We start from the raw sequence: 6,076 nt of genomic DNA on the forward strand, positions 1-6,076 counted from the left end.
TTGATGGGTTTTTCTGTCCACTTAAATGTTCAACTTAAATTTTACAATCTGCCATAACTTAAAATTATTAACTCAATAGGAGACGTTATCTTATGTCTGATGAAAATAATCAATATCCAAGTGATGAACGTCGAGAGACAATGGACGCTGAAGCCCAGCAGCATCACCGTCACCACCATCATCGGCACCACCGCCGTCACCGCGGTTGGAAGATCTTCTGGTGGATCGTTGGCGTCTTAGTCCTGGTGGCCCTCTTCTTTGCGGGGGTCGCATGGCACAACCTCAAGACGACCACGAATGACATGTATAACAGCGCCGGGATTAATAAGTCCCGGAACGCTGCCAAGGTCCTAGACGAGAAGCGGCCAGTATCGATCCTCCTGCTGGGGACCGATACCGGGGCCCTCGGTAGGGATTACAAGGGCCGGACGGATACGATGATGATCATGACTCTGAACCCGCAGAAGAAGACAACGACAATCGTCAGTCTGCCGCGGGATATGAAGGTTACCCTGCCAGACTATCCAGAGGATTCACCAGCCAAGATCAATGCGGCCTATGCCTTTGGCGGAGTCAAGGAGAGCGTCAAGACTGTTCAGGAACACTTTGATGTGCCGATTGATTACTATGTCTTGGTTAACATGGGTGGTATGGAAAAGGCCATCAACCAAGTCGGCGGGGTCGATGTGAAATCACCACTGACCTTTGATTATGAGGGGGCCCACTTCCAGAAAGGAAAGACCTACCACCTGAACGGTTCCAATGCATTGAAGTTCAGTCGGATGCGTTATGATGACCCTCAGGGTGACTATGGTCGTCAGCAGCGGCAGCGGATCGTGATTATGGCCCTGCTGAAGAAGTCCGTTTCATACAAGACCGTATTGAACCGGTCCTTCCTTAAGTCCGTCTCCAACAGTTCACAGACGGATCTGACCTTCAACGATATGCTGAAGCTGGCTCAGAACTATCGCGGGACGAACGCTAAGATCGTTCAAGATCACGCTCAAGGCCGCGGCCAAAATGAAGACGGTCAGGCATTTGAGGTTGTCCCAACGAGTGAACAACAACGGATTACGAACCTATTAAAGAATAGTCTTAAGAATTAAGGAGTAGAGCTTTGAATAATTCGTCAGAAACATTAAACAACACAATTGATTTGAGCCGCCTGATGGCGATCCTGCGTAAGCACTTCAAGATGTTGATCGTCTGGACATTACTCGCTGGGGTGTTGGGCTTTGTGGTTGCTCAGTTTGTAGTGGTGCCAAAGTATACGGCGACAACTGAGATCTTGGTTAACCAGAAGCGCAGCAATGATAATAACGGGCAAGCCTACAACAATCAGCAGGCTGATATTCAGATGATTAACACTTACAAGGACCTGATCACGAACCAAGTGGTCTTGAACAAGGTTAGTCACCAGCTTAACAGTGCGAAGGTAGTACGCGAATACGGCCGTTCTTACAATATGCCGGTTAGTGAATTAAAGGATGCTATTAGCATCAATACGCAGCAAAATTCTCAGGTTTTCTCTGTTGCCGTTAAGACGGACGATCCAAACCTGTCGGCAGCGACTGCAAATACGATTGCCCAGGTCTTCAAGAAACAGATTAAGAAGATCATGTCAGTTAACAACGTGACGATCGTTTCCCGAGCGGCAGCACCGGACAGCCCGTCATTCCCTAACGTTAAGTTATTTACTCTGGCTGGAGCAGTGCTTGGTCTATTGCTGAGCGCTATCTACCTGATTATCAAGGAATTGATGGACACGACCATCAAGGATGATGATTTCATGACGAAGGAACTTGGCTTGACCAACCTTGGTCACATCAAACACTTCCATTTGAGTCATGCCTTTAAGGCAAATCAGGTACGGCGTGAAGATAACACGCAAGCTGAACGACGGGTCTAAAAGGAGGAGAGCGGAATGTCACTATTTCATCGTGGAAACAAGAATCAAGCAAACGCGAAAATCAATAATGGTGCCCAGCTAATTACAGCTGTCCACCTGAAGAGTCCAATCTCCGAACAGTTCCGGACCCTGCGGACGAACATCAACTTCATGGCGATTGATAACCCAATCAAGACGCTGGCGCTGACCTCAGCTAATGTCTCCGAGGGTAAGTCAACAGTTACCGATAACCTAGCCGTGGTTTGGGCACAAAACGGTCAGAAGGTGTTGTTGGTTGATGCCGATTTACGACGTTCGACATTGCATCGGACCTTTGACCTTGATAACCGTGAAGGGTTAACCACCATTTTAACCAGTCATGCCCGGACAATCGACTTGAATAAGATCATTCAACCGAGTGGGATCGAAAACCTATCTGTCTTGCCGAGTGGTCCAACTCCGCCTAACCCAGCTGAATTGTTAAGTTCACAACGGATGAAGGATTTTCTAAAAGCCGCAAAAGAACGGTATGACATGGTAATTGTTGATGTACCACCAATGTTGGAAGTTACCGATACTCAGGTTATCTCACATTACCTGGATGCGGTGGTGCTTGTGGTTAAGCAGGGGCAAACCCAGAAGCTTGGTGCCAAGCGGGCGGTTGAACTCCTGAAACTGGCCCATGCCAACCTGCTTGGTTATGTAATGAATGACGTGCCGAGTGATGGCTCTGCTGATTATGGTTACGGCTACGGTTATGGCTACGGTTATGGCGATGATGGAGACGATAAGTAATGGTAATGGTTGACCTCCACTGTCACCTTTTGCCGGGGATTGACGATGGTTCTAAAAGTATGGATATCTCACTGCGGCTAGCCCGGGAGGCAACGGAAAACGGGGTTACTCATGCCCTCTTGACACCCCACCATATGAACGGTCGCTACGTGAACCATAAGCAGGATGTGATTCGGCGAACGCAGGAGTTCCAGGAACAGCTTAAGGCTCATAATATTCCACTGACAGTTTTTCCAGGTCAGGAAGTACGGATCAATGGACAGTTACTAGATGCCTTGGATAAAGATGATATCCTCTTTGCGGATACGGCTGGTAAGTATATGATGCTGGAATTTCCCGACGATGACGTACCAAGCTATACCAGTCGGATGATTTTTGATATTCAACAACGGGGAATTACGCCAGTGATCGTGCATCCAGAGCGGAATACCAAGATCATGGCTGAACCTGATCAGATTTATCAATTACTTGAAAAAGGATGCTTGTCTCAGATTACGGCTAGTTCTTATGTTGGAACCTTTGGAAAAAAGGTGGAGAATTTTAGTCGTCAGCTCATTGAGGCCGGACAGGGCTATATATTTGCTTCGGATGCTCATGATCTGCCAGGACGTAAATATGAAATGTGTCAGGCTTTTGAAAAGTTACGACATGAATTTGGTCAAGAGCTGGCAGATCAGTATCAGCTGAATGCACGGGCAATTATTAATGGGGAGAATGTTCCTCTAAATGATTTGCAACCGATAAAGAAAAGGGAAAAACATTTTTGGTTATTTTAGAGGGTGAATAATATGTTTAAAGTATTAATTACAGGCGGAGCTGGCTTTATTGGGTCTTTCTTGGCTCATAAACTAGTTGCAAATGGCAATAAAGTAATAGTGGTTGATGACCTTTCAATGGGGCGCTTGGAGAACCTTGCCGATATTAATGACAAAATCGTCTTTTACAAGCACACCGTTTGCGATGAACAATTTATGCATGATCTCTTGTTAAAGGGCGATTTTGACTATATCTATTACTTGGCGGCGGTATCGAGTGTTGCCGATTCTGTTGTTCGGCCATGGTACACCCACCTGGTAAACCAGGAATCGGTAGTCAATACGTTGGAGTTTATTCGCGCCAATCATTTACCGATTAAGAAGTTCCTGTTTACGTCCTCAGCGGCGGTTTATGGAAACGCGGCAGACTTTCCCAAGACTGAGGATTCGCATGTGGATCCCCTCACCCCGTACGCAATTGATAAGTACGCTTCTGAACGTTATACGGTTGATTTTGGACGGCTATATGGTATTCCAACCGTTGCCGTTCGCTTCTTCAACGTTTACGGACCACGCCAGAATCCCAATTCCGAGTATTCGGGAGTTCTGTCAATCGTGACTAAGTGTCTTAAGGAGGATAAGCCATTTACCCTTTACGGTGATGGTGCCCAGACTCGGGACTTTGTTTATGTCGAGGATGTCGTTGATGCACTGATCAAGATTTCAACCGAGACGGATGAACCAGCCGTATATAACATTGCCAATGGTGACGAAACGCCATTGATTGATGTCATTCATACATATGAGGATATTGCGAGAAAAAAGTTAAACATTATTCAGAAAGAAGCTCGTCAGGGTGACATTAGTAAGTCACGTGCAGATGTTTCTAAGCTTAAGAAAATTGGCTTTGAACCGCAGTGGTCGCTTCACGATGGCCTAAGCAATTATTGGAAGTATTATTCAGAAAACTAGAAGGAGGATTATTTTGCAAGCTTCGGTAGAAAAGACAGCCAGTCCAGAGAACGGTTACACATTCTTGAAACATATTGGGAAACCAGTTCCTAAGTCGAAGTTGGTTGGTAAGAGAATCTGTGATGTTGTCTTTGGAGTGATTTTTGGGATTATTAGTTTACCAATTATTTTCATTTTTGCAATTTTGATTAAGCTGAACTCAAAAGGGCCAGTATTCTTCAAGCAGAAACGTGTTGGCTATATGGGAAAGCCAATTACGATCGTTAAGCTACGGTCAATGCGAAATGATGCTGAGAAGAAAACTGGAGCCGTTTGGGCTAAGAAAAATGACCCACGGGTTACCTCAGTTGGTCGCTTTATGCGTAAGACACGAGTTGATGAATTGCCACAGTTTTGGAGCATTATCAAAGGAGATATGAGCTTAGTTGGTCCGCGGCCGGAGCGATTTGTTCTTACTCAGAAATTTTATGAAGAATGGCCGGATTTTCCGCGCCGCTTACGAATTATTCCCGGATTAACTGGTTATGCTCAGATTCACGGGGGATATGATTTAAAACCAGATGAAAAATGTAAGCTCGATAATTATTACATTAGTCACTACTCCTTAACATTTGATTTTAAGATTGCAATTGAAACGTTTAAGATTCTTATTACTGGTAACGGAGCACGGTGATCCTTAATTTTCCTCTTGTAATTCTAGAGGTAAAGGAGAAAATTAATTCAAACTATGGTAAAAAAAGGAACAGAGACATACCCCGATTTTTCGGTTCTAATGTCAGTATATAAAAGGGAAAATCCAAAATTCCTTGATCAATCATTATGCAGTATCGAAGGCCAGACAGTTTTGCCGACAGAAATTATTTTGGTAGAGGATGGACCGATTCCCACAATATTACAAGAAGTTATTAACAAACATCGATCAAATTTTGTTAATGACTTTAAAGTAATAAAATCAATCCGCAATCAGGGTTTAGGAGCATCACTTCGTCTTGGCACTAAGTTTGTTTCTACTGATTGGATTGCCCGGATGGATAGTGACGATATTAGTGTTCATAATCGTTTTGAACTTCAACTAAAAGAAGTCGTAAGGGAACCAAACCTAGCGGTAATTGGCGGTCAGATCCAAGAATTTGCTGGTGAATCATCAAATATTGTTGGTTATCGAAAAGTACCAACCACTGAATCTCTTTTACGGCAATTCATTAAGTGGCGGAGCCCATTTAATCATCCTTCTGTTATGCTGAATAAGGACGCTTTGCAAAAGGTAGGAGGGTATATGCCTTATGGTAATCTTGAAGACTATTATTTGTGGGCACGCATTATTGTTTATAAGTTTCATGTAAAAAATATAGATCGAGTATTGGTAAAAATGCGAGTAGATGAGGGAATGTATCAACGTAGAGGTAAGTTTTCTAATATTAAATATTTCTATCGCTTACGTAAATTCCTGTATAAACATAAAGTATTAACCTGGCGAGAAAGATTTCTAGGTGATTGGCTTATGACCGCAAATATTTTAATACCAGGATGGTTAAGAAAAATTATTTATCGTAAGATACTTCATCGATATAGTAACTAACCCCTAAAAGGGATGGGCCATAAAATTATTGTGGCAGATTGCAAGAAATAACTTGAACGAATTTAGTGACGTAGATTAAGCAAGAAG

Annotated in this window: 7 protein-coding genes; all 7 read left to right on the plus strand. The window is 43.8% G+C overall.

The features are described 5' to 3' along the window. Positions 1 to 92: 92 nt before the first annotated feature. The 7 genes from FD34_RS01435 to FD34_RS01465 are packed head-to-tail and all read left to right on the plus strand — an operon-like array spanning position 93 to position 5,989. Entirely contained in the window at positions 93 to 1,106 is a 1,014-nt protein-coding gene (locus FD34_RS01435; RefSeq protein ID WP_083479772.1) for an LCP family glycopolymer transferase, read from the plus strand. 11 nt (positions 1,107 to 1,117) lie between these two features. Continuing rightward, positions 1,118 to 1,909: a YveK family protein gene (locus FD34_RS01440; protein WP_057806076.1), complete on the plus strand. Its 792-nt coding sequence runs from the start codon at positions 1,118 to 1,120 to the stop codon at positions 1,907 to 1,909. A 15-nt stretch (positions 1,910 to 1,924) separates the two neighbouring features. Next, positions 1,925 to 2,683, plus strand: coding sequence for a CpsD/CapB family tyrosine-protein kinase (locus FD34_RS01445; protein WP_057806078.1), 759 nt, complete (start codon positions 1,925 to 1,927; stop codon positions 2,681 to 2,683). Continuing rightward, on the plus strand, positions 2,683 to 3,459 hold the full coding sequence (locus FD34_RS01450; RefSeq protein WP_057806080.1) for a tyrosine-protein phosphatase: 777 nt from the start codon (positions 2,683 to 2,685) through the stop codon (positions 3,457 to 3,459). The genes FD34_RS01445 and FD34_RS01450 overlap by 1 nt, the downstream gene beginning before the upstream one ends. Before the next feature lie 12 nt (positions 3,460 to 3,471). After that, a complete protein-coding gene (locus FD34_RS01455; RefSeq protein ID WP_057806083.1) occupies positions 3,472 to 4,410 on the plus strand; it encodes an NAD-dependent epimerase/dehydratase family protein in 939 nt (312 codons plus the stop codon). Positions 4,411 to 4,423: 13 nt separating this feature from the next. Next, positions 4,424 to 5,083 carry a sugar transferase gene (locus FD34_RS01460; protein WP_057806086.1) on the plus strand — a complete coding sequence of 220 codons (660 nt, stop codon included), beginning with the start codon at positions 4,424 to 4,426 and terminating at the stop codon, positions 5,081 to 5,083. Positions 5,084 to 5,137: 54 nt separating this feature from the next. Then, a complete protein-coding gene (locus tag FD34_RS01465; protein ID WP_057806088.1) occupies positions 5,138 to 5,989 on the plus strand; it encodes a glycosyltransferase in 852 nt (283 codons plus the stop codon). Positions 5,990 to 6,076: the final 87 nt, after the last annotated feature.

This window comes from Limosilactobacillus pontis DSM 8475 (genome assembly GCF_001435345.1).
GTDB classification, from domain to species: domain Bacteria; phylum Bacillota; class Bacilli; order Lactobacillales; family Lactobacillaceae; genus Limosilactobacillus; species Limosilactobacillus pontis.